At 72.8% G+C, this 25,750-nt stretch carries 26 protein-coding genes and 1 riboswitch; of the genes, 8 read left to right on the top strand and 18 right to left on the bottom strand.

Features of this window, described 5'->3' with window-relative positions:
• Nucleotides 1-48: 48 nt before the first annotated feature.
• The 6 genes from QRN56_RS15610 to QRN56_RS15585 all read left to right on the top strand — a co-directional run bounded on the left by QRN56_RS15610 (nucleotide 49) and on the right by QRN56_RS15585 (nucleotide 8,369).
• On the top strand, nucleotides 49-2,949 hold the full coding sequence (locus QRN56_RS15610) for a response regulator (protein WP_285104732.1): 2,901 nt from the start codon (nucleotides 49-51) through the stop codon (nucleotides 2,947-2,949).
• Nucleotides 2,946-3,452 (top strand): pyruvoyl-dependent arginine decarboxylase, encoded by a 507-nt coding sequence (locus tag QRN56_RS15605; RefSeq protein ID WP_285104730.1) that lies wholly within the window; start codon nucleotides 2,946-2,948, stop codon nucleotides 3,450-3,452. The genes QRN56_RS15610 and QRN56_RS15605 overlap by 4 nt, the downstream gene beginning before the upstream one ends.
• A complete protein-coding gene (locus QRN56_RS15600; RefSeq protein WP_285104728.1) occupies nucleotides 3,442-3,984 on the top strand; it encodes a hypothetical protein in 543 nt (180 codons plus the stop codon). The genes QRN56_RS15605 and QRN56_RS15600 overlap by 11 nt, the downstream gene beginning before the upstream one ends.
• A 161-nt stretch (nucleotides 3,985-4,145) precedes the next feature.
• Complete coding sequence (locus QRN56_RS15595; RefSeq protein ID WP_502928812.1) at nucleotides 4,146-5,375, top strand: phospholipase D-like domain-containing protein; 1,230 nt, start codon at nucleotides 4,146-4,148, stop codon at nucleotides 5,373-5,375.
• A 163-nt stretch (nucleotides 5,376-5,538) separates the two neighbouring features.
• Nucleotides 5,539-7,902 (top strand): polymorphic toxin type 24 domain-containing protein, encoded by a 2,364-nt coding sequence (locus QRN56_RS15590; RefSeq protein WP_285104726.1) that lies wholly within the window; start codon nucleotides 5,539-5,541, stop codon nucleotides 7,900-7,902.
• Complete coding sequence (locus tag QRN56_RS15585) at nucleotides 7,899-8,369, top strand: hypothetical protein (RefSeq protein WP_285104725.1); 471 nt, start codon at nucleotides 7,899-7,901, stop codon at nucleotides 8,367-8,369. The genes QRN56_RS15590 and QRN56_RS15585 overlap by 4 nt, the downstream gene beginning before the upstream one ends.
• 106 nt (nucleotides 8,370-8,475) lie before the next feature.
• Here QRN56_RS15585 and QRN56_RS15580 read toward each other — a convergent pair whose 3' ends face one another.
• From QRN56_RS15580 to clsA, 9 genes are all read right to left on the bottom strand, one after another.
• Nucleotides 8,476-9,165, bottom strand: a complete 690-nt coding sequence (locus QRN56_RS15580) for an MBL fold metallo-hydrolase (RefSeq protein ID WP_285104723.1) — start codon at nucleotides 9,163-9,165, stop codon at nucleotides 8,476-8,478.
• Nucleotides 9,166-9,299: 134 nt separating this feature from the next.
• Nucleotides 9,300-9,890, bottom strand: a complete 591-nt coding sequence (locus QRN56_RS15575) for a MerR family transcriptional regulator (RefSeq protein WP_285104722.1) — start codon at nucleotides 9,888-9,890, stop codon at nucleotides 9,300-9,302.
• 100 nt (nucleotides 9,891-9,990) lie between these two features.
• Nucleotides 9,991-10,497 carry a bifunctional nuclease family protein gene (locus tag QRN56_RS15570; protein ID WP_285104865.1) on the bottom strand — a complete coding sequence of 169 codons (507 nt, stop codon included), beginning with the start codon at nucleotides 10,495-10,497 and terminating at the stop codon, nucleotides 9,991-9,993.
• A gap of 211 nt (nucleotides 10,498-10,708) precedes the next feature.
• The gene (gene ftsR, locus QRN56_RS15565) at nucleotides 10,709-11,359 is read right to left on the bottom strand and encodes a transcriptional regulator FtsR (RefSeq protein WP_285104720.1); all 651 of its coding nucleotides are present in this window, start codon (nucleotides 11,357-11,359) and stop codon (nucleotides 10,709-10,711) included.
• 98 nt (nucleotides 11,360-11,457) lie between these two features.
• Nucleotides 11,458-11,931: an FHA domain-containing protein gene (locus QRN56_RS15560; protein WP_020015374.1), complete on the bottom strand. Its 474-nt coding sequence runs from the start codon at nucleotides 11,929-11,931 to the stop codon at nucleotides 11,458-11,460.
• A 223-nt stretch (nucleotides 11,932-12,154) separates the two neighbouring features.
• Nucleotides 12,155-13,114 (bottom strand): DUF881 domain-containing protein, encoded by a 960-nt coding sequence (locus QRN56_RS15555; protein ID WP_285104864.1) that lies wholly within the window; start codon nucleotides 13,112-13,114, stop codon nucleotides 12,155-12,157.
• A 2-nt stretch (nucleotides 13,115-13,116) separates the two neighbouring features.
• A complete protein-coding gene (locus tag QRN56_RS15550; RefSeq protein ID WP_285104718.1) occupies nucleotides 13,117-13,449 on the bottom strand; it encodes a small basic family protein in 333 nt (110 codons plus the stop codon).
• Nucleotides 13,446-14,414, bottom strand: coding sequence for a DUF881 domain-containing protein (locus QRN56_RS15545; RefSeq protein WP_285104716.1), 969 nt, complete (start codon nucleotides 14,412-14,414; stop codon nucleotides 13,446-13,448). The genes QRN56_RS15550 and QRN56_RS15545 overlap by 4 nt, the downstream gene beginning before the upstream one ends.
• Complete coding sequence (gene clsA / locus QRN56_RS15540; RefSeq protein WP_285104715.1) at nucleotides 14,411-14,983, bottom strand: cardiolipin synthase ClsA; 573 nt, start codon at nucleotides 14,981-14,983, stop codon at nucleotides 14,411-14,413. The genes QRN56_RS15545 and clsA overlap by 4 nt, the downstream gene beginning before the upstream one ends.
• Before the next feature lie 437 nt (nucleotides 14,984-15,420).
• On the opposite strand from clsA, the gene QRN56_RS15535 reads away from it, so the two are divergent.
• Nucleotides 15,421-17,400, top strand: a complete 1,980-nt coding sequence (locus tag QRN56_RS15535; protein ID WP_285104713.1) for a DEAD/DEAH box helicase — start codon at nucleotides 15,421-15,423, stop codon at nucleotides 17,398-17,400.
• Nucleotides 17,401-17,483: 83 nt separating this feature from the next.
• Here the strand turns inward: QRN56_RS15535 and QRN56_RS15530 are convergent, their stop codons facing one another.
• The 9 genes from QRN56_RS15530 to rpe all read right to left on the bottom strand — a co-directional run bounded on the left by QRN56_RS15530 (nucleotide 17,484) and on the right by rpe (nucleotide 25,204).
• Nucleotides 17,484-17,972 (bottom strand): PH domain-containing protein, encoded by a 489-nt coding sequence (locus QRN56_RS15530; protein ID WP_285104711.1) that lies wholly within the window; start codon nucleotides 17,970-17,972, stop codon nucleotides 17,484-17,486.
• Between the two features lie 5 nt (nucleotides 17,973-17,977).
• Nucleotides 17,978-18,841 carry an ATP phosphoribosyltransferase gene (hisG, locus tag QRN56_RS15525; protein WP_285104710.1) on the bottom strand — a complete coding sequence of 288 codons (864 nt, stop codon included), beginning with the start codon at nucleotides 18,839-18,841 and terminating at the stop codon, nucleotides 17,978-17,980.
• Between the two features lie 95 nt (nucleotides 18,842-18,936).
• Nucleotides 18,937-19,200, bottom strand: coding sequence for a phosphoribosyl-ATP diphosphatase (locus tag QRN56_RS15520; RefSeq protein ID WP_108494143.1), 264 nt, complete (start codon nucleotides 19,198-19,200; stop codon nucleotides 18,937-18,939).
• 103 nt (nucleotides 19,201-19,303) lie between these two features.
• Complete coding sequence (locus tag QRN56_RS15515) at nucleotides 19,304-19,996, bottom strand: hypothetical protein (protein WP_285104709.1); 693 nt, start codon at nucleotides 19,994-19,996, stop codon at nucleotides 19,304-19,306.
• A 302-nt stretch (nucleotides 19,997-20,298) separates the two neighbouring features.
• Entirely contained in the window at nucleotides 20,299-20,790 is a 492-nt protein-coding gene (gene ribH / locus QRN56_RS15510; RefSeq protein WP_285104708.1) for a 6,7-dimethyl-8-ribityllumazine synthase, read from the bottom strand.
• The gene (ribA, locus tag QRN56_RS15505) at nucleotides 20,787-22,235 is read right to left on the bottom strand and encodes a GTP cyclohydrolase II (protein WP_285104707.1); all 1,449 of its coding nucleotides are present in this window, start codon (nucleotides 22,233-22,235) and stop codon (nucleotides 20,787-20,789) included. Before ribA ends, ribH begins: the two co-directional genes overlap by 4 nt.
• Nucleotides 22,232-22,876, bottom strand: a complete 645-nt coding sequence (locus QRN56_RS15500) for a riboflavin synthase (protein ID WP_285104706.1) — start codon at nucleotides 22,874-22,876, stop codon at nucleotides 22,232-22,234. The genes ribA and QRN56_RS15500 overlap by 4 nt, the downstream gene beginning before the upstream one ends.
• Nucleotides 22,876-24,060: a bifunctional diaminohydroxyphosphoribosylaminopyrimidine deaminase/5-amino-6-(5-phosphoribosylamino)uracil reductase RibD gene (gene ribD / locus QRN56_RS15495; RefSeq protein WP_285104704.1), complete on the bottom strand. Its 1,185-nt coding sequence runs from the start codon at nucleotides 24,058-24,060 to the stop codon at nucleotides 22,876-22,878. Before ribD ends, QRN56_RS15500 begins: the two co-directional genes overlap by 1 nt.
• Nucleotides 24,061-24,182: 122 nt before the next feature.
• Nucleotides 24,183-24,319: riboswitch (FMN riboswitch) on the bottom strand.
• Nucleotides 24,320-24,541: 222 nt separating this feature from the next.
• On the bottom strand, nucleotides 24,542-25,204 hold the full coding sequence (gene rpe, locus QRN56_RS15490) for a ribulose-phosphate 3-epimerase (RefSeq protein ID WP_285104703.1): 663 nt from the start codon (nucleotides 25,202-25,204) through the stop codon (nucleotides 24,542-24,544).
• A gap of 106 nt (nucleotides 25,205-25,310) precedes the next feature.
• Here rpe and QRN56_RS15485 point away from each other — a divergent pair, with 106 nt between their 5' ends.
• Nucleotides 25,311-25,739, top strand: a complete 429-nt coding sequence (locus QRN56_RS15485) for a DUF1761 domain-containing protein (protein ID WP_285104701.1) — start codon at nucleotides 25,311-25,313, stop codon at nucleotides 25,737-25,739.
• The last annotated feature ends 11 nt before the right edge of the window (nucleotides 25,740-25,750 follow it).

The following is a 25,750-nucleotide window of genomic DNA, read 5'->3' as shown; positions in this document are numbered from 1 at the left end:
CACCACGCTGATCTGCGGGTTCGGCCTGGGTGAATTACTCTCTGGCACATGGTGTCGCAGCGCGGTGCTGCGCAGTCACGAGACAGGTTTCTGCGCTGGTGCTGGGTCTCCGGCACCGCAGTGGTGCTGCTCGTCCTCGCTCTCCTGAGCCCTCTGGACCAGGCGACGCGCGAGCAGATCTCCATGGTGGCGATCGCCGGCGCCGGTGTCGCCGCGGCCCTCAGCTGCGCGCAGCGCGCGACCCGGTCCACGGGCCGGCGTCGGCGCGCCTGGTTCCTGCTGTCCCTCGGCGCGGTCGTCGGCCTGGCCGGCAACGTCTACTCGGGGCTGGTCGGCGACCCCGAGACCGGCGACGCCGCCTACATCGCGGCCCTGCTGCTCGGCGTCGTCGGCCTCTCGCTCTTCCCCGCCGTCCGCCCGCGCGGCCAGGAGCTCGTCCGCATGCTGCTGGACAGCGTCGTGGTCGGCGGCTCCGTGCTCTACATCGCGCTGTTCGCCCTCGCCCTGCAGGCGGACACACCGCAGGCCGAGCCCGCGCTGACCGCCTACGCGCTCCCCGTGGTCGACGCGCTGCTCGCCACCCTCGCCGTCCAGGTCATGACCCGCTCGAACACCGCGGAACGCGTACCGCTCGTGCTCGTCGGCGGCGGGTTCGTGCTCTACGCCGTCGCCGACGTCGCCTTCGCGCTCCTGTCGGCCGCGGGCGGCTTCACCTTCGGCAGCCCCGTCGACGCCGCCTGGGCCGGCGGCTACATCGCCATCGCGCTCGCCGCCCGCCACCCCGCCGCGTCCGGCAGCCCCGTCGCCGGCCGCGCCGACGCCGGCACGCCCGTGCTCGGCACCGTCGTGACGTTCTGCCTGTTCCTCGCCGCGGCCCTCGTCCGCGTCGTCCAGACCGGCAACCAGGCACTGCCCGCGGTCGCCAACGCACTCTGGGTCGCCGTGCTCGTCGCGGTCGTCGCACGCCAGATCCTCGTCGTCGTGGACAACGAGTCGCTGCGCCACGGCCTCGAACGACGCGTCCGGGAACGCACCACCCAGCTGCGCTCCCTCGCGAGCGAACGAGAACGCACCCTCGAGTCCGTCGCCGACGGCATCTACGGCGTCGACCCGGACGGCCACGTCACCTTCGTCAACACCGCCGCCGCCTACACCCTCGGGGCCTCCGCGGGCGACCTGGTGGGACGCGACGCCCACGCCACCTTCCACGCACCGGCCGACGACGGCAGCCCGCTGCCCGCCGAGGGCTGCTACATCACCGAGGCCCTGCGCGACGGCATCACGGTCACCGCCGAGCAGGACGTCTACCTCCGCCCCGACGGCAAGAAGGTCCCCGTCGAGGTCACCGCCAGCCCGCTGCGCGACGACAAGGCCATCCGCGGCGCCGTCGTCGTCTTCCGCGACGTCACCGAACGCCGCGAGATGGAACGGATCAAGGACGAGTTCGTGTCCGTCGTCAGCCACGAGCTGCGCACCCCGCTCACCGCCATCCGCGGCGCGCTCTCCCTGCTGGACAGCGACGCCCTGGACGACTCGCCCGAACAGGCCGCGCGCATGGTCCGCGTCGCGCTCACCAGCAGCGAACGCCTCGGCCGCCTCGTCGACGACATCCTGGACACCGAACGCCTCGAAGCCGGCACCACCCAGCTCGAGATGGCCGACCACCCCGTCGACGCCCTGGTCGCCGCCGCCGTCGAACAGGTCGCCGTCCTCGCCGACGACGCCGGGATCACGCTCGAACCCATCACCTCCCCCGAGATCGTCCGGGCCGACCCCGAACGCATCGTGCAGACACTGACCAACCTGCTCGGCAACGCCGTCCGGTTCTCCCCGCCCGACAGCACCGTCCGCGTGACCGCCGCCCCCGTCGGCGACCTCGTCGAGATCCGCGTGGACGACGAAGGCCGCGGCATCCCGCCCGACAAGCTCGAAGCCGTCTTCCGGCGCTTCGAGCAGGTCGACGCGTCCGACACCCGCGAACGCGGCGGCTCAGGACTCGGCCTGACCATCGCCCGCAGCATCGTCGAACGCCACGGCGGCCGGCTCTGGGCCGTCAGCCAGGGCGAGGGCACCGGCTCCAGCTTCCGGTTCACCCTGCGGCGCGCCACCCCTCGCCCCGCCCAGGCACCCGGGCGAGCACCCGACGACGCCGCCACCCGCGTCATCGTCGTCGACGACGACCAGTACGTCGTCGACGTCCTGCGCACCGTCCTCGAGGAACGCGGGTACGACGTCATCGGCCTCACCGACGGACGCGCGGCGCTCGCCGCCGTCGAGGCCGAGCACCCCGCCGCGATCGTCCTCGACCTCGCGATGCCCGGCACCAGCGGCGCCGAGGTCCTCAGCCGGCTGCGCCAGTCCGCCGCCACCGCCGACGTCCCCGTCGTCGTCCTGTCCGGCACCCGCCCCCACGACGCCCTGGAGACCGCGGCGCTCGCGGACGACTGGCTCGTCAAGCCCGTGGACCCCGACCGCATCGTGGAGACCGTCCGGGACGTCATCCGGCGCCAGCCGCACCACAGCCGGGTCCTGCTGGTCGAGGACCACGAGGAGCTGCGGACCGTCGTGGCGACCGTCCTGCGCAACGCCGGTCTGGTGGTCACGACCGCGAGCTCCGTGGACGCGGCGCGCGACGCCCTGAGCCAGGGCGCCGACCCGGACCTCGTCGTGCTCGACCTCACGCTGCCCGACGGCAGCGGGCGCGAGCTCGTGGCCGACCTGCGCCGGGACGGACGCCTGCGGCGCGTGCCGCTGGTGGTCTACACGGGCGCGGAGGTCAGCCGGACCGACCGGGCGGACCTCCGCCTGGGCCGCACCGTCTTCCTGACCAAGGGCCGTGCGGCACCCGACGCCGTGCTGCGCTCGGTGCTCGATCTCCTGGACGTCGCGGCGGGCCGGGCCGGCGACGTCGGCCGGCCCGGACAGAACCCCTCGGTGAGGAACACATGACGCAACCCCTGACGATCCGCGTGAGCGCGGGCAGCGGATCGGGGCGCACACCCCTGGCCGCGTTCGACGCCGCCCTGGCGGCAGCGGGCGTGAGCGACTTCAACCTCGTGCGGCTCAGCTCGATCGTCCCGCCCGGCAGCCGGGTCGTGGAGGTCGAGGGCCCCGCGCAGCTGCGCGGCGACCACGGCGACCTCCTGTACTGCGTGTACGCGAGGGCGCACGCGTCGCTGCCGGGGCACGAGGCCTGGGCCGGGGTCGCGTGGTCGCGGCGCGACGACGGCACCGGTGCGGGCCTGTTCGTCGAGCACGAGGGCCCGTCGCACGAACAGGTCTCGGCCGACCTCACGCACAGTCTGGAGGACCTCTCGGCGACGCGCGGCGGCCGGTACCGCGCCGAGGGCCGCCGGGTCACGGGCATCACCTGCGTCACGCTGCCCGTGTGCGCGGTCGTGGTCGCGACGTTCCGGCGCACCGGGTGGCAGGAGACCGACGGTGAGCGCTGACGTCACCTTCGAACAGGTCGTGGAGGGCCACGACGCCGAACGCTTCTGGAACCTCTACCTCGACGCCTTCGAGCCGCTGCGCACCCGGGCCGCTGCCCGCCACGTGCTGTACCGGGAGGAGTTCGACGCGGAGATGGCCGACCCGCGCGTGACCAAGCTCCTCGTGCGCGACGACCAGGGGGACGCGGTCGGGCTGACGACGCTCGCGACGGACCTCGCCGCGGTGCCCTGGGTCAGTCCCGAGTTCTTCGCCGCCCGCTACCCCGAGCACGCCGCGCGCGGCGCGCTGTGGTACATCGGGTTCACGCTCGCGCATCCCGGCCGGCGCGCGACGCGCACGTTCATGGACATGATCGACGCCCTCGTCGGCCACCTCGCAAAGCACCGGGTCGTGTGCGCCTACGACGTGTCGCGGTTCAACGACGACTCGCTGCGGTTCGCCGACAACCTGCGCCGCCACCTCGAGCGCACGCAGGACGTCACCGTCGAGACCGTGGACCGCCAGTCGTACTACGCGACGACGTTCCACTGACCCGTACGCCACCCGCGCGACGCTTCCGTGGCACCCGGGCGGGGCCACCCCGTTCGATATCCCAGGTCCGAGCAGGTGAGACCGGGTACCGTGAGCGGGTGGCCTCACGTAAGATCCCCGGCAACCTTCCGAAGCTCACGCTGGACATCCCGTCCGACTTCATGCAGCGTGCCCGCTCGCTCGCGACCCGCGCGGCGATCGTCGCGGCCGCCGTCCCGGTAGGCGCGGCCGTCGCGCTGACCGTGACCGACATGGTCCGACGGCGCATCCACCCGCTCACGTCGAAGTTCCCCACGGAGAAGCCGCTCACCGAGAACATCGACGAGACGGCCACCACGGTCTACACCTACGGGGCCGACCTGTACGAGGCGATGCTCGACGCCGTCCGCGGGGCCCGCAAGTCCGTGATGCTGGAGTCGTACATCTGGAAGAACGACGAGGTGGGGCAGCAGTTCAAGCAGGAGCTGATCGACGCCGCCGCCCGCGGCGTCGACGTCTACGTCATCGTCGACGGCTTCGCCAACCTGGTGGTCCCCTACTCGTTCTTCCGCTTCCCGCCCAGCGTGCACATGCTGCGCTTCCCCGCGCTGCGCCCCGGCATGGCCTACCTCAACGTCCGCAAGTCCGGGCGTGACCACCGCAAGATCCTCGTGGTCGACGACGAGATCGGGTTCGTCGGCGGGTACAACATCGGCTCCCTGTACGCCACGCAGTGGCGCGACACCCACGTACGGCTGGAGGGCCCGTCGGTGTGGGAGCTGCGCAACGCGTTCGTCGACTTCTGGAACCGGCACCGCAAGCCGCGCCACCCCATCCTGGCCGACATCGGCTCCGGCACCTGGCTGCCGCACCTGAAGGCCGCACGCAACGCGCCGTCCGAGCTCGTGTTCCCGATCCGCGGCATCTACCTCGACGCGATCGACCGCGCCACGCACCACGTCTACATCACCCAGGCCTACTTCATCCCGGACCACGACATCCACGCCGCGCTGCTCGCCGCGGCCGCCCGCGGCGTCGACGTCCGGGTCCTGGTGCCGCACCGCTCCAACCACGTCGTGGCCGACTGGCTCGCCCGCGGCCAGTACGCCTCCCTGCTGCGCGGCGGCGTGCGGATCTTCCTGTACCAGGGCGCCATGGTGCACGCCAAGACCGCCACCATCGACGGCCGCTGGACCACCATCGGCACCGCGAACATCGACCGCCTCAGCCTCACCGGCAACTACGAGGTCAACCTCGAGATCGTCGACCCGGGCCTCGCCTCCCGCATGGAGGACGTGTTCGCGATGGACCTGTCCAACGCGCAGGAACTGACCCTCGCCCAGTGGGAGGAGCGGGGCGCGGTGGCCAAGATCGGCGAGTACCTGCTGATCCCGCTGCGACCCCTGCTGTAAAGCAGTACCCCGCCGCGACAGACCCGCCAGCCCTCGCCCAGGACGCCCGGCACCGATAGCGTGCTCCCGACGTGCACGGGGCGGGTGGACGAGGGGTTGCGGCATGGGGGCAGGGCCGGGCGTGCTGCGCGCTGCGTCTCGTGCACCTTCACGGCGTGAGGCCGTGCAGCACGAACAGGCGCGGGAGTGGTGGCAGCACCTCGCCGAGCGCCGGTCCCGCTGGCTGACGGCGCACCCCCGCCTCGCCCGCACCTGGGCGGTGACCCGCACGGTCGCCCTGGCCGGGTCGCTCCTGTGGCTCGCCGGACTGTGGCTGTTCCTGCCCGAGCTGCGGTCAGGCCTGCGCGCCTACCTCGGCTGCCTCTGGGTCGTCGTCGCCTGGTTCGCCCTGTCCCGCACCACGTCCCTGACCTGGTCCGGGTACCTGGGCTTCTTCACCGCCTGCGTCCCCTGGTCCGTCGGCATCGGCGCGCTGACCACCACGCTCGCCACCCAGGTCGCCCGGCTCGACGTGCTCGGGGTGTCCGAGGCCGGCGCCGAGATCGCCATCGCGGGCATCGTCGAAGAGGTCGGCAAGCTCGTCCCCGTCGTCGTCCTGACCCTGCTCGCACCACGCCGCGCCGCCCGGTTCGCCACCATCGACTGGCTCCTGCTCGGCCTCGCGTCCGGCACCGCGTTCCTCGCCGTCGAGGAGAGCCTGCGCCGCACCGCGCTCGCCACCGGCAACGCCGGCCTCGGCGGCTTCCTCCAGACGTCACCCACCGACGTCGTCCTCCCGCCCGGCTACGCCACCTTCGGCCTTGTGCCGATCCCCAGCACCATGAACGCCGACGGCGCCCTCCTGGCACCCACGACCGCCGCCGAGTTCGGCGGCCACGCCATCATCACCGCCCTGGTCACCGCCCTGTTCGGACTGGCGCTCGCAGCCTGGCAGGCCCGGCGACGCCTGACCGGGATCTGCCTCGGCGTCCTGCCGGTGGTGGCCCTGTGGTCCGCGATCGCCGACCACGCGATGTACAACGCGGGCCAGGACCTGTTCAGCGCCCTGCCCGGCGACGACGGCACCCCCGCCTGGCTCGACCCGGACACCACGACCATCCCGTGGTGGCTCCGCGTGCCCTGGTCGCTCCTGGGCCACGGGCACGGACGGGTCGCGGTCTTCCTCACCCTGGTCGTCCTGTGCCTCCTGGTCGACGCCGCCCGGCTCGCCACCCGTCCTGCAGCCGGCCTCACCGGGCGCCCCGCACCAGGCTGGGTCACCCGGCCCGCCCCGACGGCGCCCGCGGCCGTCCAGGTGGTCCTCGGCGCCGTCACGGCGCTGGTCTGGGTCGTGGTGCGGGACCTGGGGCTAGCGCTCGCGGGCTTCGCGCGGCGGCCTGTGCAGGGGCTTCTCGCGCCGGCAGGCGGCGTACCGGGCGCCCCGGAGCCGCGCCGTGTCGCCGCGGCCCGGGGTGCCGCGCTCGTCTCCGGTCAGCGGGCGCTGCGTGAGCTCGCCTACGAGCACGCCTCCGCGCGCACCCATCCCTGGGCGCGGAGGCTGGCCGCCGCCGTCGTCCTCGCCGGGCTGGGCTGGCTCGTGTTCGCCGCGGCGCCCGCAACCGCCCGCGAGATCGGGACCACGACCAACAACGTCTTCGACCTCGGACCCGGCCCCGGCCCCGGAGAGCTGCCCAGCGACGACCTACCGACGTTCGACCCGGACGGCTTCCCGTCCCTGGACCCGGACTTCGAGTTCCCGAGCCTCGACCCCACCACCGAGCCGGACGCCGCTCCGGACGCCGTCCCCGACAGCGGCGACTGGCTCGCCGGCGTCCTCGACTCCCTGGCCGACTGGTGGCACGACCAGCCCTTGATCACCCAGCTCGCCATCGGTGCGGGCATCGCTGCCCTGGTGGTCCTGTCCGGCGGGTCCCTCGGCCTGGCCCTCGGCATCTCAGGCGTCCTGACCTGGGGCCTGGACAAGTCCGCGGGCATCGCGACCTTCGTCCGGAACCCCAACCAGGCCACCCGCGACTACTTCGCCACCGCGACACCGGCCCAGCTCGCCGCCGACACCGCCGGCGTCGCCCTGACGTTCCTGCCGGGCAACTTCGCGGGCGCCGCCACGGGCCGCATCCTGCGCACCACGGCCGACGACCTGATGGCAGACCCGGCCGCATGGGCGGCCGCCCGGCGCAAGACCTTCACCCCGAATGCGACAACCGACAGGACGGCCGCGGCCGCTCACAGCGGTGGGTACGCGATCACCGGGGCGACCGTGGTGTCAGGGCGGTTCCCTCGCGGAGCCGGGGCCGGAGAAATCCTCGTCAGACGTGGAGCTGACGGTAAGGTCACCAACTATCAGGTGTACGGATCAGACGGGCTTCCGCTCAAGCGGATTGATGTCACCGGAAGACCACACGGCGGCGTCGCAACACCGCACGTCGTCGAGTTCGAGCGCCACATCAATCCAACGACCGGCGAGACATTTGTCCGACCTTCCACGGCCGTTCGACCAGCCACTCCCGAGGAGCTGATGGGTCTTTGAGTGAACTTCGAGCGACGGACCTGCCCGCGTTCCAGCAGTGGAGCAGAAGCTTTGAACCACCAGCGGACGCCGCCGCATACCTGAGCCAGAACCTGAGCGTCACGAGCGCCGCGCTCTTCGCGGATCTCCTCTTCCCCCGCATGGTGGTGGTCCGCCACTGCGTACTCCTTGAGGACCGTTACGACGCCGCCACCTTCGATCAATGGTGGGAGAGCACGGGAGGCGACCCGGTCGCTGTCGAAAGGGCGCTCAACCATCTGCACCTGTGGGATGTTTTCGAGCCCGAGGGCGACCCTGAAGAGCGTGCGTTGGAACAGCTGGCGCACCAAGTGGCGAATGCCTGGACGGCGCATGCCCAACGGCAATTCCCGGACCGGGCCTTTATCAGCGAGGTCACCGACGAATACGGTCCGACCGTCGTACTGACGACGCGGCCCACCGGATCGTCCTCCGAATCTGACCGCTGATGGGCGAGGGCTCGGTTGCTGTGAGTAGACACTGTCGACTCACAGCAACACGCCTCCGTTGAGCAAGCACCGTCCCCGCCTCACGGGCCGGGCCGGCCCGGCACCGTCACACCGTCAGCGACTCCCCCACCGCAAGCCGCGTGTACGTGTAGTCCCCGCCGAGCCGCGCCGTGTCCAGCCACCGCCCCACGGCGCCGTGCCCGATCTCGGACAGGAACACGTCGTGGATCGGCACCGCGACACGCGTCGGTACCGACCGGGCGAAGTCGATGAACTCCCCCGTCTTCAGCCAGGGCGCCGACACAGGCACCAGCAGCACGTCCAGACCGCCGTCGGGCAGCGCCGCAGGCACGTCGAACGAGTCGCCCGGGTGGTACACGCTCCCGCCGTCGACCTCCACCAGGTAGGTCACGTTCACCGCACGCGGGATCTCGGCGTGGATCAGTGCGTGGTCACCACCACCCACCGTGACCCGCGCGCCCGCGGCGTCGAGCACCTGCCCGGGCGTGACCTCGTGGACCCGGTCAGCCGGGGCGCCCGCCTCGCGCAGGGCGCTCGCCGCGGGGCCCGTGGCCCATACCCGGGCGTCGGGCGCGGCGGTCAGGTGGTCGACGACGGCGGGCGCGTCGACGTGGTCGAAGTGGTCATGGGTGATCAGGACCGCCCGGGCGCCCGTGAGCGCGGTGACGCTGTCGCTGAAGGTGCCGGGGTCGATGACGAGCGTGCCTGCGTCGTCGGGTCGATCCCCGGGCAGGTCGAGGGAGACACACGCGTGTCCGTGGAAGGTGAGCTGCATGCTCGCAGGCTACGCCCGCCCGGGTGCGTGAGCAGGCCGCGACGACAGCAGGCCGCCTGGTCGGGGTGCGGTGGCAGCCCCGTGCCAGACGGCAGGGTCAGGAGCGGGTCAGGAAGGGGCGGTTCGGTCGGGTGTCACACGGCGGACCGGGCGGCCCTGCGCTGGGCGAGCTCGTCGCCCTCGACCTCGGGGACCTCGCCGGGCTCGCCCGGGTCCAGGGTCTCGGTCGGCATCTCGGCCAGGGTGCCCTCGATCTCGCGCCAGACGCGCCCGACGGCGATGCCGAAGACGCCTTGTCCGCCGGCGACCAGGTCGACGACCTCGTCCGGTGAGGTGCACTCGTAGACGCTGGCGCCGTCGGACATCAAGGTGATCTGGGCCAGGTCCTCGACGCCGCGTTCCCGGAGGGCCGTGACGGCGGTGCGGATCTGCTGGAGGGAGACGCCGGTGTCGAGGAGGCGTTTGACCACCTTGAGCACGAGGATGTCGCGGAAGCTGTACAACCGGTGGGTGCCGGACCCGGTGGCGGGCTTGATGCTCGGCTCCACGAGTCCGGTGCGTGCCCAGTAGTCGAGCTGCCGGTAGGTGATCCCGGCGATGTGGCACGCGGTGGTGCCCCGGTAGCCGGTCGTGGCGTCCTGTTCCGTCAGGTCCTCACCGAAGAGGAGACCCTGCGCGCCGTGCGGGACCGTAGCGCGTGTGGCTCTCTCACCGCTGGTGTTCACTGTGCCTCCTGGGGTGTCGTGACCACGCTATGGCGCGTCGAAGGTGATTTCAAAGATGCGCGCCGTGAAACGTCTCGGCGTGTCGCGGTGCAGCCGCGTTTCAGCCGGCCCGCCCACCCCCCTGGGACCCGCCGCCGGGTGGGCCGGAGAAGTCCTCGGGTGTGACGTGGTCGAGGAAGTCGCGGAACCGTTCGACCTCCGCCTGCTGGTCGACGTCGACGATCTCGACGCCGGCCAGGGCGACGATCTCCGCCGAGCACAGGACGGGACTGCCGGTGCGGACGGCCAGCGCGATCGCGTCCGAGGCGCGCGAGTCGAGGTGCACGCCGTTGCTCAGGACGAGCTCGGCGAAGTAGATGCCGCCCTCCAGGGCGACGATCTCGACCCGTTCGAGCGCCACGCCGACGGCGCCCAGGACGTCGCGCAGCAGGTCATGGGTCATGGGGCGGGGAGTGGCCAGGCCGGCCTGCGCCATGGCGATGGCGCTGGCCTCGCGCGCCCCGATGACGATCGGGATGGCCAGGTCTGCGGCACTGTCCAGCAGCAGCACGACGATCTCCTGATCGCGTTGCTGCTGTCGAACGCCGAGGATCTCCACGGGGACCATCGGCACGTCGTCCGGCCTCACGCTTTCACCGTACGGCGTCCTGCCACCGCTCGTCGCGCGCTCGGGTCAAGTTCCTGGTCACGGGCGGGTGCGCCGACGGCAAAACTTACGGTCGCGTCGCTCAGCCTCTGCTTGTTGCCGGCTGAGCCTGCGGTTCCGCTCCGGGCGCGTGCCTCGTCCCCCGGCCCGCACGCTGCACTGCGCCTCCGGCTCAGCCGAGGTCTTCGACGCCCTGCCGGACCCACGCGGTGTGCAGGCGGGTGAACAGCTCGGCCATCTCGCCGGCCATGCTCGCGGCGCGGCCGCGGCCCGCGCTGGCCTGCTGGCTGCGCAGCGGGGCGACGACCTGGTCCACGAGGGTGACCTGCCGGTCGGCTGCGGTGCGGAAGGTACGCAGGTGGCGGGGCTCGACGCCGAACTCGGCGAGCGCTCCCGCGATGCGTGCGACCTCGACGGCGCCGGGCCCGAACGTGCTGCCCGACGTGGGCAGGAGCCCGGCCTGGGCCAGGCTCTGCACGAACTCCTCGGTGACGCCCGCTGCCTCGGCCACGGCGGGGGCGGTCCAGCGGCGGCGCGCCGGTGACCCGTTCGCGGCGAGCCGTGGTGCGGGGTGCTCGGCAGAGTCGGGGTCGGCGTCCATCGCCGCCAGGCGCTCCTTGATGACCTTCAGCGGCATGTAGCTGTCGCGCTGCTCGGTCAGGACGAACCGCAGCCGCTCGACGTCGGCCTGGCTGTACTGGCGGTAGCCCGACGGTGTCCGCACGGGCTCGATCAGGCCCTGCTCCTCCAGGAAGCGGAGCTTGGAGTGCGAGACGGAGGGGAACTCCTGGCCCAGGGCACGCAGGACGTCGCTGATCCGCATCGTGGCCTGCCGGGAGATTCCCCGGGGCCAGGGCGCGTCGAGGTCCGCGTCATGACCGTGCGCACGGTCACGGTCATGGTCGCGTGCGGCGCCGGTGGTCACGGGGCGGGCGTTCCCGGGCCCCACTGGGCCGGCGACTGCGGGCTGGCGTGGAAGGTCAGGCGGAACTTGCCGATCTGCACCTCGTCGCCCGTCACGAGTGTCGCGGCGTCGATCCGGCCCCGGTTGACGTAGGTCCCGTTCAGGGAGCCGATGTCACGCACGACGAACGAGTCGCCCTCCCGGACGAACTCGGCGTGCTTGCGCGACACGGTGACGTCGTCGAGGAAGATGTCCGCCTGCTCGCTGCGGCCCGCGACAGAACGGCCGGTGTCCAGCAGGAACCGGGCACCGAACCCGGGGCCGCGCTGCACGATGAGCAGTGCGGAGTGCCGGGGCAGAGCGGCGACCGCTGCCGCCTCCTCCGGGCTCAGGGCCGTGCGCGGCGCCTGCTCGTCGGAGGTCGGGAACGCGATGCGACCCAGGTTGGCCGTGGTATCGGGCCCGACCGGATGGGCGCTGGGGTCCGTCATCAGGTCTCCTCGGGTGCGATGTTGATGGAACTGGGTGACTACGTTGGGACAACGGCCGGGGCATCGTCCGGGTTCCACTCAACCTACCCCGATCGGGGTAGCGGCGAAAACCAATGTCGGGAACCAACCCGGATAAAACTACCTACCTGCGGGCGGTTCCGCATGCCGGTTCAGCAGGTTGGCCCACAGCCGGTGTCCGAGCAGGTCAGGAACGTGGCGGGGGTCACTTTTCGTCGCCCGGCGCCACGGGTTCCGCGTGCTCGGGCTGACCCGGGATGCGGACGGCGTCGACCAGTACCTCGTCGGAGGTGGTGGTGGTCGCCTCGCCGCCCTCCTCACGGATCCGGGGCAGGGCGCCGCCGGGGATCTCCAGGGCGCGGTCGATCGTGTCGGGGTCGCCGATGGCCGTCCACTCGTACGGGGAGGCGATCGCGGCGCCGTCGAGCACGATGCCGCCGCCGGAGTCCACGAAGTAGCTGGTGGTCACCAGGCGGACGCCGTTGACCTGGATCGCCTCGGCCCCGGCGTTGCGCAGCTCCTCGAGCAGGTTGAACAACGCCTGCGCCTCCAGCGGCTTGGCGCCGTCGGCCACGTGGATCTGCACGCCCGGTCCCTGTGCCGGGAGACGACCCGACAGGATGCCCTCCTGCTCCGCGCGCTGCTGCGCGAGATCCCGCGCCGCCTGGTCGCGCCCGTCCTCCGACTGCAGGTCGTCCCGGATCTCCTCCAGGTCCGACACCTCGGCGTCGAGCTGCTCGGCACGCTGCGTGACCTCGTCCAGGAGCCGCACCAGCTCGTCCTGCCGCAGGCTGCTGAGCTGGTCGCCCGTGGACTGCCCCACCTGCACCGCCAGGGCGAACCCCAGGGCCAGGCACAGCAGACCCGTCAGCAGCTCCGAGCGCGTACCGCGCGGGCGCAGGAGCTGCCCCACCCGCTTCCAGCCGGACGCCGGCTCGGGAGCCGAGTCCGAGGTCGAGTCAGGGACTGCCGCGGGTTCGTCGTCCGCGGGGACGTCCGAGACAGGAGCGTCGTCGAGCGGTTCGTCAGCAACAGGACCGTCAGCAACAGGACCGTCAGCAACAGGCTTCGGCCCGGCCGCCGCCGACCCGGAGACCTTCGACCCGGGCTTGTTCGACCCGCTCTTGTCGGGCTTCGCGCCCGCCCCGTTCTTGTCCCGGCCCATGCTCACGCCTTGAAGATGTGCCGACGGATCGAGGCCGCGTTCGAGAAGATCCGGATCCCGAGCACCACCACGACCGCCGTGGAGAGCTGGCTGCCCACGCCGAGCTGGTCGCCGAGGAACACGATGAACGCGGCCACCACCACGTTCGACAGGAACGACACCAGGAACACCTTGTCGTCGAACAGCCCGTCGAGCATCGCGCGCAGCCCGCCGAACAGGGCATCCAGCGCGGCCACCACCGCGATCGGCAGGTAGGGCTGCAGGAACAGCGGAACGGTCGGCTGCAGCACCAACCCCGCAACCACACCGATCACCAGCCCGACGATCGCGATCATCCGTTGTCCTCCTCGGATCGGTCCTGTTCCGTGCCTGCTGGACTACCTGCCGTGCTGCTCGGTGTCGTGCTCGCGTCCGGCTCCGTGCCCGATGGCACCCGCGCCCACCGCAACGTCGGGGAGCCCGCACCCGGCAGGTACATCCCCTCGCTCGTGCGCACGTCGTTCTTGATGTCGTACTCCGCGCTCAGCAGCTGCAGGAACCCCAGCCCGGCCGACCGCGCGAACTCCACCTGCATGTCCTCCGGGTCCCCGATCGCCTCGATCGTGTACGTCGGACCGTTCAACGGCTGCAGGTCCACCAGGATCGCGTCCCCCGCGTTCCGGATCGCCGACAACGACGTCAGCCGCTCGTCGTTGACCGCGATCGCCTCCGCGCCCGCCGCCCACAGCTCGTTGACCACGAACTGCACGTCCGCGTCCCGCACCCGCGACTCCGCCGGCGCGTCACCCGGCTCCACCAGCCCACCACCCGAACCATCGGTCAGCGACACCACCATCCCCGGACCCTCCACCGGCACCGCACCACTGACCAACCGGTCCAGCTCGTTGACCTCCTGCAGCGCCGACGGCAGCAGCCCACTGCTCTGCAACCCGTCCACCTGCACATCCAGCGCCGTCGCCCGCGCCGACAACGCCTCCACCTGCGCACTGCGGTCCTGGATCTGCTCCATCAGCACCGACCGCCCCTTCGTGACCGTCGGCTGCGGCGCTCGCAGGTCACGAACCGCCACCGCTGTCACCGCACCCAGCAGCATCGCCACCAGCAGCATCGTCACCACGCTCCGCACGCTGCGCCCCGCGAACGGGCCGGACGTCTGGCCCGCCTCCGCGCGCCGCCGCGCCATCTCCGCGTACCCCGGGTCGAGCGGCCGCTCGGTGACCTCCCGCAGGAGGGTCATCGACTCGTCCGGACGACGTCGCGCCGTGCGGTCGGTCGCGTCGCCGGCCACCGGGGTCGTCATCCCTGCGCCACCAGCCGGCGCACCTGCGCCACGTACTGCAGACCCGCCAGCCAGTACAGGCCCACACCCCACCAGGTGAACGCCCAGCCCACCACGTGCGCACCGGCACCCACCCAGCCTGGCACCTCGGCGAGCAGCAGCAACGGGAACGCGTACAGCAGCGCGAACGTGGCCACCTTGCCCACCATCGTCACGTTGAGCGTCCCGTACCCCAGGCGGGCCAGGACCGGCACCGTCAGCGCCAGCAGCACGTCACGTGCCACGATCGCCAGCACCAGCCACAGCGGCACCACCTCACGCCAGGCCAGGCCGATCAGGGTCACGAAGATGAAGAGCCGGTCCGCGAAGGGGTCCAGCATCTGCCCCAGCCGCGTGACCTGGTTCAGGCGACGGGCCAGCACACCGTCGAGCCAGTCCGACACACCCGAGACCGCGAGGACCACCAGTGCCCAGCCGTCCTCGCCCACGACGATCAGCACGGCGAAGACCGGCACGAGCGCCAGCCGCACCATGCTGATCACGTTGGGCACGGTCAGGACCCGGGAGCTCATCTCCGCCCCAGTGGACACGCACACCGCCCTTGCTCACGCCGGTTCGTCTCGGCCGCCATCCTACGGCGCGACCGTTGCGTATACGCACGGGCGCGCCGTCCGCACGGCCAGGACCACCCTGCGCACCACCCCGGCCACCACCCGCCAGACACCCCGGCACCAGCCCCCGACACACCCCACCAGCCACGTCCCGGACCCCGCCCGCAACGCCCTCACCACGGACGACATCACCCGGGTGCTGCACGTCACGCCCCCCGCCTCTGTGCTCAGGGCGCCCACAACCGATACAGTGGTGCCACATCCCCTTGGAGTTCGTCGTCTTCCCGTGTGTGCACGCAACGTGCGAGACAGGCCCGCAGCCTCGGCTGCGGGGAAGGTGTGTCGGGAGCGAGCGACGCGAGGGCCCTCACCTCGGCCCTGACTCCCCCACCCGACGACGAACGGTGCAGCACTGCATGTCTATCGACACCCCTGACCTGATCGCGCCTGCCGAGCAGGAGACCGACCAGGTCACCGCCGACTCCGGCGACCGGACGGCCCCCGCGGCCGCCACCACCTCCGAGACCACGAGCTCCAGCGCGGACTCCGAGACCCCGGCTGACCCCACCCCGGCGCAGCCGGCCGAGCCCACCGGCCCCACCTTCGCGAGCCTCGACCTGCCCGCGCCGCTCATGGCCGCCATCGCCGAGCTCGGCTTCGTCACGCCCTCGGCCATCCAGGCCCGCGCGATCCCCGAGCTGCTGGCCGGCCGCGACATCACCGGCGTCGCCCAGACCGGAACCGGCAAGACCGCCGCCTTCGGCCTGCCCCTGCTGGCCGCCGTCGACCCCGCCCTCCGCGCGGTCCAGGCCCTCGTCCTGACCCCCACCCGCGAGCTCGCCATGCAGGTCGCCGACGCGATCGAGTCCTTCGCGAGCAAGCTCGACGACGTCCGCGTCCTGCCCGTCTACGGCGGCGCGCCCTACGTGCCCCAGCAGCGCGCCCTGCGCGACGGCGTCCACGTCGTGGTCGGCACCCCCGGCCGCATCAAGGACCACCTCGAGCGCGGCGCCCTCAAGCTCGACGACATCCGCTTCCTCGTCCTCGACGAGGCCGACGAGATGCTCCGCATGGGCTTCGCCGAGGACGTCGAGGAGATCTTCGGCCAGGCCCCGGTCAAGCGCCAGGTCGCCCTCTTCTCCGCGACCATGCCCCCCGCCATCCGCAAGGTCGCAGACCAGCACCTCACCGACCCGGTCCAGATCGCCGTCACCCGGCAGGCCTCGACCGTCACCGCGGTGCGCCAGACCTACGCCGTCGTGCCCTTCCGCCACAAGGTCGGCTCCCTGGCCCGCGTCCTGGCCACCTCCGACGCCGACGCCGCCATCGTCTTCACCCGCACCCGCGGCGCGGCCGAGGACGTCGGCTCCGCCCTCATCGAGAAGGGCATCTCCGCCGCCACCATCTCCGGCGACGTCGCCCAGAAGGAACGCGAGAAGATCGTCGAGCGCCTCCGCTCCGGCGCCCTCGACGTCCTCGTCGCCACCGACGTCGCCGCCCGCGGCCTCGACGTCGACCGCATCGGACTCGTCGTCAACTTCGACGTCCCCGGCGAGCCCGAGGCCTACGTCCACCGCATCGGCCGCACCGGCCGCGCCGGACGCACCGGCGAGGCCCTCACCTTCGTCACCCCGCACGAGCGCGGCAAGCTCCGCTCCATCGAGCGCACCATCCGCGCCCAGCTCGAAGAGGTCGAGATCCCCTCCCCCCGGGACGTCTCCGCCCACCAGGTCAAGCGCACCCTCGGCAAGGTCGCAGCCCGCCGCGAGGCCGGCCGCCTCGAGCTCTACACCGAGCTCATCCGCGCCTACGCCGACGAGACCGGCACCGACCCCATCGACATCGCAGCCGCCATGGCGGCGCTCGCGGTGGGCGACGACGGCCCGCGTGCCCGCGCCGAGCAGGAGGAGTACGAGCGCGAGCGGGCCGAGGCCAAGGCCGCTGCCGCCCGGCGCAACACCCGCGAGGGCGACCGGCACGACCGGTCCGGCGACCGCTCCGCACGCGGCCGCTCCGAGGGCGACCGCGGCATCCGCCGTCCGGCACGGGGCACGCGGTACCGCATCGCCGTCGGCCACACGCACGGTGTGCAGCCGGGCGGGATCGTCGGCGCCCTGACGGGCGAGGGCGGCATCACCGGGGCCGACGTCGGCAAGATCGACATCTTCGGCAACTTCTCGCTGGTGGACATCATCGCGCCGCTGGACAACGAGGCGCTCGACCGCCTGGCCCGCGCCCGCGTGGCCGGCAAGCCGCTGCGCATCACCCTGGACCGTGGCGCACCGCGCGGCGGCGAGCGGGGTCCGCGCAGCGGTGGCGACCACCGTCGTCCGGACGGCGAGCGCGGCCCCCGCGGCCGCGGCCCGGCCCACTGGGAGGCGCGCAGCAGCCGCTGACGCTCCCTGACCCAAGAGCAGAGCGCCTGTCCGTCGGGACAGGCGCTCTGCTCTTTCTCTTCCCGGGCTCGCGCTTCCCGGGGCTACCGCTGGTCGGGCTCCACGGCCTCGCCCAGCTCCGCGATCAGGGCGACCAGACGCCGCGCCTCGGCCATGCCGTGCTCGCCGTCGGCGCGCTGGATGCCCATGACGGCGAGCACGTCGCCGTCGGCCAGGTCGAGGTGCACCCACGGGTCGTTGGGCCCGAACCGGACCGTCACGATCTCGGGCCAGGTGAGCCGGCGGCTGGTCGCGTAGTTGACCACGGTGAGCCCGGACCGGTCCGGGACCGCGCGCACGGCACCGAACCGCCAGGCGATCAGAGCACCCAGCAGCCCGAACACGATGATCGCTATCCGGTTGGCGGCGTCCGCCCCGGGGCCGCTCGCCGCCAGCGCGACGAACGTGCACCCGCCGGCGAACAGCACCGCGATCCCGTACGCCGTGGGCGTGCCGAAGCGGCCGCGAAAGGTGCGGAAGTGGTCGTCGCGCCGGCCGCGGCCGATCGCGCTGCTCCCCGACCCGGCACCCATCGGTCCTACAGCCGGGAGGCGTGGATGGAGGTCACGATGATGGCGCGCGCCCCGACGTCATACAGCGCGTCCATGATCCGGTTGGTCTCGCTGCGCGGCACCATGACCCGCACCGCGCAGGCATCGCTGTGGTGCTGCGCCGAGACCGTCGGGGACTCCTTGCCCGGCGTGATCGCCACGGCCTCCTCGAGCCGGGCCGCGGGGACCACGTAGTCCATCAGCACGTACTCGCGGGCGGTGATCACGCCCTCCAGGCGGCGGGTCAGCACGTCCAGGCCGGCCGGCGGCTCGGCGTCGGACTGCCGGATCAGCACGGCCTCGGAGCGCAGGATCGGGTCGCCGAAGACCTCCAGGCCCGCGGCCCGCAGGGTCGTGCCGGTCTCCACGACGTCCGCGATCACGTCCGCGACGCCGAGGCGCACGCTCGACTCGACGGCGCCGTCCAGGTGCACGATGGCGGCGGGCTCGACGCCCTGCTTCGCCAGGTGCTGGGCCACGAGCGTGGTGTACGACGACGCCACACGGCGCCCGGCGATGTCGGCGATCTCGGTCACCGGGTCGGTCGCACCGGGCCCGGCGGGGGCGGCGTAGCGGAAGGTCGAGCGGGCGAACCCGAGGCCGAGGTGCTCGACGGCGTCCGCGCCCGAGTCGAGCATCAGGTCGCGGCCGGTGATACCGACGTCGACCGTGCCGGTGCCCACGTAGACCGCGACGTCACGCGGGCGCAGGAAGAAGAACTCGACGTCGTTCTCGGGGTCGGCGAGCACGAGTTCGCGGGTGTCACGGCGCTGGCGGTAGCCCGCCTCGCGCAGCATCTCGGAGGCGGGGCCGGACAGGGCACCCTTGTTGGGGACGGCGATGCGCAGCATGTGGTTGGTTCCTCTCTGGGGTGTACGACGGATCGGTGGACCCGGGTCTCCCGGGAGGGCTCGACCGGTCGTGGTCGAGCCCTCCCGGGGCCGGGTCACAGATGCGTGTACACGTCCTCGAGGGTCAGTCCCTTGGCGACCATCAGGACCTGCAGGTGGTACAGGAGCTGCGAGATCTCCTCCGCGGTCTCGCTGTCCGACTGGTACTCGGCCGCCATCCAGACCTCTGCGGCCTCCTCCACGACCTTCTTGCCGATGGCATGGACTCCCGCATCCAGCTGGGCCACGGTGCCCGAACCCGCGGGACGGGTCTCGGCCTTCTCGGTCAGCTCGGCGAACAGGGTCTCGAAGGTCTTCACCTGCTCAGCGTAGTCGGGCGAGGGGGGCACTACCGCTCGCCGTCCCACGTTGTGGCCAGACTCTCGTTCGGCGCGGGTACCGGAGGGACGCAGGCCAGGTCGCTCACGGGGTCGCGGGCCACTCCGCCGGCAGCGATCCGTCGGCCTCCGGGACCACGACGCCCTGGTACGGCGTGATCAGGTGGAAGCCCACGGGCTCGTCGGTCGACCCGTCGTCCGTCGAACCGGACAGGAGGACGATCACGCTGCCCGTGCCGTTGTCCGTACCCCCGCCGGTCCCGGCGCCGGTGCCGGCGCCCGTGGCCGGGTCGAGCGGGTCGCCACCGGGATACGGGTTGTCCGCTCCCCCGCACGTCTCCGGCGTCGAGACGATCGAGATCTGCTCCCCTGCCGAGACCTCGAGCTCGGGCGGCGGCTCCGCGGCCGGGTTCACGCGCGAGCTCCCGGGGTCGGGCCGCTCCAGCACCTCGTCCACCTCGAACAGCCAGCGGTGCGCCTCGACGCCGAACATCTGCGCCGTGCCGTCCCGCTCCACCACGGTTCCCCGCAGCACGGCGCCGGCGTCGGAGGCCGCCTCGACCGGATCGAGGAAGCGCACCCAGTCGACGCACGCCACGCCGCCCTGGGGCAACCCTTCGAGCAGGTCGTCGGAGGTCTCCTCGGCCGCGGCCTCAGGTGCTTCCTCCGGCGCTCCCCCGGCGGCGCCCTCGGCCGGGGTCGCCGAGCCGCCGGCCGAGCCCGCGTCGGCACAGCCCACGAGCCCGCCCGCCATCGCTCCCGTCAGAGCCGCCGTCATCAGTACTGCTGCTGCCCGCCGGGCACGTGAAGTCCTCATGCCCGGTCAATGTGCCGACCGGGCCGACTCTTTCGCGTGCGCCAGCTCTTTCGTGTGCGCCGACCTCCAGGCCCTTTGTCGGGGCTGGTTGGTTCGGTGTGGTTCCAGGTCCGGGGTGGTCTTCCAGCCGCTTGGCACACTATTAATTCTGGTGGGAACAGCTCGGGAAGAGCTGCGGGCGCCGTCCGACGGGTTCGGCCGGCCCCCGGGCACGTCAGCCGGCCGCGTCGGACGGCGACACCCGAGGGCCGTGCCGGACGACGTCAGACCGCGGTCCCCGCGAGGCTCCGCAGCGTCACCGCCGTCGCGATCGCCGCCTCGACGGCCTCCGCGCCCTTGTCCTCGCCGGACCCCTCCAGCCCGGCCCGGTCCAGCGCCTGCTGCTCCGTGTCGCACGTCAGCACACCGAAGCCCACCGGCACCCCCGTCCGCACGCTCACGTCCGTCAGGCCCGACGTCGCCGCCGAGCACACGTACTCGAAGTGCGGCGTCCCCCCGCGGATCACGACGCCCAGCGCGACGACGGCGTCCGCGGCCGGTCCCCCGCCGACACCGGCCGCCCGCGCCGCTGCCACCGGCAGCTCGAACGAGCCAGGGACCCGCAGCTCCGTCCACTCGGCGCCCGACGCCACCAGCGCGCGACGGGCGCCCGCCAGCAGACCGTCCATCACCTGCTCGTGCCAGCTCGCCGCGACGACGACCACCCGCAGGCCCGTTCCGTCGACCGTCACCTTCGGTGCTCCTGCCCCGCTCATGCGCATGCTCCTTCGTTCTGGTTCTGGCTCTCGTTCTGCTTCTCGTGGCGGTTCTGGTGGTGCTTGTCGCTCAGCTCCGCGACGTCGGCCCCGCCGAGGCGGTGCCCCATCACCAGCCGCTTGGTCTCCAGGTAGCGGTGGTTGTGCGCGCCGTGCCCCACCACGAGCCCGCGCCGCCCGACGACGTCCGTGCCCGCCGCTCGCAGGCCCGTCACCTTCTCCGGGTTGTTCGTCAGCAGCGTCACGCCGTCCAGGCCGAGGTCCGCCAGGATCGCCGACGCCGCGCCGTACTCGCGCGCGTCCACCGGCAGCCCCAGCTCGACGTTTGCCTCCACGGTGTCCAGCCCGGCGTCCTGCAGCGCGTACGCCTGGATCTTGGCCGCCAGGCCGATCCCGCGGCCCTCGTGCCCGCGGAGGTAGACGACGGCGCCGCCCTCGGCGGCCACGGCCCGGAGCGACGCCTCGAGCTGCGGGCCGCAGTCGCAGCGCAGCGAGCCCAGGCCGTCGCCGGTGAGGCACTCGGAGTGCACCCGCACCAGCGGGGCCCGGTCGCCGCCCAGGCCCGGTTCGCCGCGCCGCGCCGCGGACGCCGGGGCCACCGGCGTCAGGGCCAGGTGCTCCGCACCCGACCGCAGGTCGCGGTAGGCCACCACCCGGAAGTCGCCGTACGCCGTCGGCAGGGCGGCCTCCGCGACGCGCTCCACCCAGGGATCCGTGGGCGAGTCCGCGAGCACCGGCTCCTCGGCTGCGGCCGGGGGAACCTCGTCGTGCGCCCGCCGCCAAGCGACCAGGTCGGCGACCGTCAGCACCACGAGCCCGTACTCCTGCGCCAGCTCCTGCGCCTCCGGCAGGCGCATCATGGCGCCGTCGTCCCGGACCAGCTCGGCGATGGCACCCACCTCGCCGGAACCGCCCGCCAGCCGCACCAGGTCCACCGCGGCCTCGGTGTGCCCCGCCCGCTCCAGCACGCCGCCGGGGCGGGCCCGCAGCGGCAGCACGTGCCCGGGCCGGATCAGGTCGCGCGCGCCCGAGCCCGGGTCACCGAGCACCCGCAGCGTCAGCGCCCGGTCGGCCGCCGAGATGCCCGTGGACACGCCCACGGCGTCCACCGACACCGTGTAGGCCGTGCCGCGCGGGTCCTCGCTGCGCTCCACCATGAGCGGGAGCCCCAGGGCGTCGGCCCGGCGCGCCGGCATGGGCGCGCACAGGTAGCCGGACGAGTGCCGCACGGTCCACGCGACCCACTCCGTCGTCGCGACGCCGGCGGCCAGGACGGCGTCCACCTCGTTCTCCCGGCCGGCGTCGTCCGCCACCAGCACGGGGCGCCCGGCGGCGAGCTCGGCGAAGGCCCGCTCCACGAGACCCGTGCCCGCGACGTCAGTGCTGGTGACGTCGGTGCTGGTGACGTCAGCGCCCGCGGGATCCGCCACCCGCACGCCGGTCATCGGGCCGCCCCGCTCGCCAGGAGCCGTTCGACGTACTTCGCGAGCACGTCGACCTCCACGTTGACCGGGTCGCCCGGAGCCAGCCCGCCCAGCGTGGTGGCGGCGAGCGTGGTCGGGATGAGCGAGACGCCGAACCCGTCGTCCGACACCCACGTGACGGTGAGCGAGACCCCGGACAACGCCACCGAGCCCTTCTCCGCGACGTACCGGGTCAGCGCGGCGGGCGCGGAGAACTCGAGGTCGTCCCAGCGCGGGCCGGGCGTGCGCCGCACGAGCGTGGCCACGCCGTCGACGTGCCCCTGGACCACGTGCCCGCCCAGGCGGCCGTTCGCCGGCAGCGCCCGCTCCAGGTTGACCCGGGCGCCGGGCACGAGGCCGCCGAGCGACGTGCGCCGCAGGGTCTCCGGCATCACCTCGGCCACGAACGCGCCGTCGGCCACGGAGGTGACGGTCAGGCACACGCCGTCGACGGCGATCGAGTCGCCGGGACGCGCGTCGGACGTGGCGAGCGGCCCCGCGACGGTCAGGACGGCGTCGGGCGCGACGACGTCGGGGTCGGCGACGGTGTCGGCAGCGGCCGGGCCGTCGGGACGGACGAGCGCGACGACGGAGCCGAGCTCCTCGACGATTCCGGTGAACATCAGATCTCCTCCTGGGCGCGCCGGCCGGGTCGGCCGTCCTGAGTGGAAAGGGCTGCGGTCTGGACTGCTGCTGACGGGCCTGCTGCTGACCGGCCTGCTGCTGACCGGTCCTCGACGGACATGTCTTCGGCGGGCTTGAGGCGACGCGCGACCAGCAGCACGTCGTCGCCCAGCCGGGTCACGTCCTCGGTCGCGAAGCGGGCGGCCTCGCCGATGGTGGTCACGCCGAGGTCGCCGACGGCGGTGGCGCCCGCACCGAGCAGCACCGGGGCGACGTAGGCGTGCAGCTCGTCGACGAGGTCCGCGGCCAACAGCGCGGTCGCCAGCTTGGGGCCGCCCTCCACGAGCACATGGCGTACCTCCCGGCCGCCGAGCTCACGCAGCGCGGCGTCGAGGTCGTGGGTGGGCAGCTGCAGCAGCGGCCCACCGGGCCCGCGCAGGCGGGCGTCGTCGGGCACCTCGCGACGGCCGAGGACCACGCGGAGCGGCTGGTGCTCGAACAGGCCGCCGTCGGCCCGGCGGGCGGTCAGCGACGGGTCGTCGACCAGGGCGGTCCCCGAGCCGACGGCGATCGCGTCGACCTGCGCACGGACCGTGTGGGCGTGCGCGCGGGCCTGGGGGCCGGTGATCCAGCGGCTGGTCCCGTCCACGGCGGCGACCCGGCCGTCCAGGCTGGTGGCGAGCTTGAGGGTCACGTAGGGACGGCCGGTGCGGACGGCGTGCAGCCAGGGCCGCAGGAGCTCCTCGCCGTCGTCGGCGAGGAGGCCGACGGACACCGGGATGCCCGCGTCCCGGAGCCTGGTCGCCCCGCCCGTCGCGACGGGGTTCGGATCGCCGACCGCGACGTGCACGGCGACGACGCCGGCCTCGATCAGGGCGTCCGCGCAGGGGCCGGTGCGGCCGTGGTGCGCGCAAGGCTCCAGGGTCACGACCGCCGTCGTGCCGCGTGGGTCCACGCCGTGGGACCGGGCGTCCGCCAGGGCGGCGGCCTCGGCGTGCGGGGTGCCGGCGCCACGGTGGTAGCCCTCGGCGACGGTGCGGCCGTCGGGGTCCAGGAGCACGCAGCCGACGCGCGGGTTGGGCCCGTGCGCCGGGCCCAGCCGCGCCAGCGCGAGGGCGCGGCGCATCGCTCTCTCACGACCAGCGGCCTGGAGACCGTCTGGCGCGGTCGGTACCTGGTTCATGCCGTCCTCCCCGAGCGTCGGCGCTCCGGGGGTGGACGACGGGTACGCGGGCCGGGAGCCACGAAGGCCCTGCCCGCGCGCACGACGTCACGACGTCGCACGTCCCGAGGGACGGCTCCGCCGCACGTGCTTCCTCCCATCCGGACTTTCACCGTCGGTCCTGGAGTTCCACCAGGTCAACCGGCCCGTCCTTGCGGACGGACGCGGGTCGCGGACTGTCACCGCCGGCTCGGAATTACACCGACCCCGGAGCACGTGTGTGCGTACTGCTGCTCGTCAGCATGCCACAGGTCGCCAGGTCGGCGGCCATGGCCTGCGTCACATCCGCCGCCGGCTCCCCCGCTCTGGGCCCGGTGAGCCGTTCCGCTGTGGTGAGCGGGTTGCGCAACGCGCTTGGCACACTATTTTCAAGTTGAGTGCTGGATATCTGCCCTTCTGGCACACGAAAAAGGGCGAAGATCCAGCACTCAACGAGCGCCGGTCAGTGGGTGTGCTTGGCCGCCAGCTCGCGGAGCGTCGCGATCTCCGCCGGGATGTCCTCGGCCCCGTACACGGCCGAGCCCGCCACGAAGACGTTCGCGCCGGCGTCGGCCGCGCGCTCGATCGTGTCCCGCGACACTCCCCCGTCGACCTGGATCCACACGTCCAGGCCGGACTCGCTCACGGCCTGCCGCGCGCGCCGGATCTTGGGCAGCGTGCCCTCGATGAACGACTGCCCGCCGAACCCCGGCTCGACCGTCATCACGAGGATCATGTCGATCTCGGCCAGCAGGTCGAGGAACGGCTCCACCGGCGTGGCCGGGCGCAGCGCCACCCCGGCGCGCGCGCCGAGCCGGTGCAGCTCGCGGGCCAGGCGGACGGGCGCCTGCGCGGCCTCCGCGTGGAAGGTGACCGACGCCGCCCCCGCCTCCGCGAACGCCGGCGCCCACCGGTCCGGGTTCTCGATCATGAGGTGGGCGTCGAGCGGGATCGGCGACACCTTCGCGAGCCGCTCGAAGATCGGCAGCCCCAGCGTCAGGTTGGGCACGAAGTGGTTGTCCATCACATCGACGTGCGCGTAGTCGGCGGAGGCGATCCGGCCGAGGTCGCGCTCGAGGTTGGCGAAGTCGGCGGACAGGATGCTGGGGGCGATGAGTGCTGCCATGATGCCAGCGTAGAGCCCGGTTCTCCGCGCCACCGAACACGGCACCACACCTTGGCACCAGCCCCTGGCACCGCACCTCGCCACCCCCGACAGACCGGGAGCACCGATGATCCCCGACGTGAACTACTGGGCCGTGATCGTGGCCACGCTGTCCACGCTCGTCGTGGGCTCGATCTGGTACACCCCGCGGGTGTTCGGCACCCGCTGGATGCGGCTGGCGAAGGTGGACCCGAAGGCGGCCGAGGCGGCAGGCATCTGGCCCATCGTCGTGACGGTGATCGTCAGCTTCCTGACGGCGTGGGTGCTGGCCGGCGCCGTCTACATCTCGTGGGTCTTCTACGAGGGCAGCTTCCTCACAGCGTCGGTCGTGACGGCCGTGCTGCTCTGGATCGGCTTCACCGCGGCCCGCTTCATCACCCACGACGCCTTCGAGGGCCGCCCGCCTCAGCTCACCACGCTGAACCTGGCGCACGAGCTGGTCACGATCCTGGTCATGGCCGTGATCCTCGGGGTGTGGCCGCCGGCGGGCGTGTAGAAGTTCACCCG

Origin of the sequence: Promicromonospora sp. MEB111, assembly GCF_030209445.1 — a bacterium.
GTDB lineage: Bacteria > Actinomycetota > Actinomycetes > Actinomycetales > Cellulomonadaceae > Promicromonospora.
Note: the sequence above shows the minus strand (reverse complement) of the source record. Positions and strands in the feature narration are given on the sequence as shown.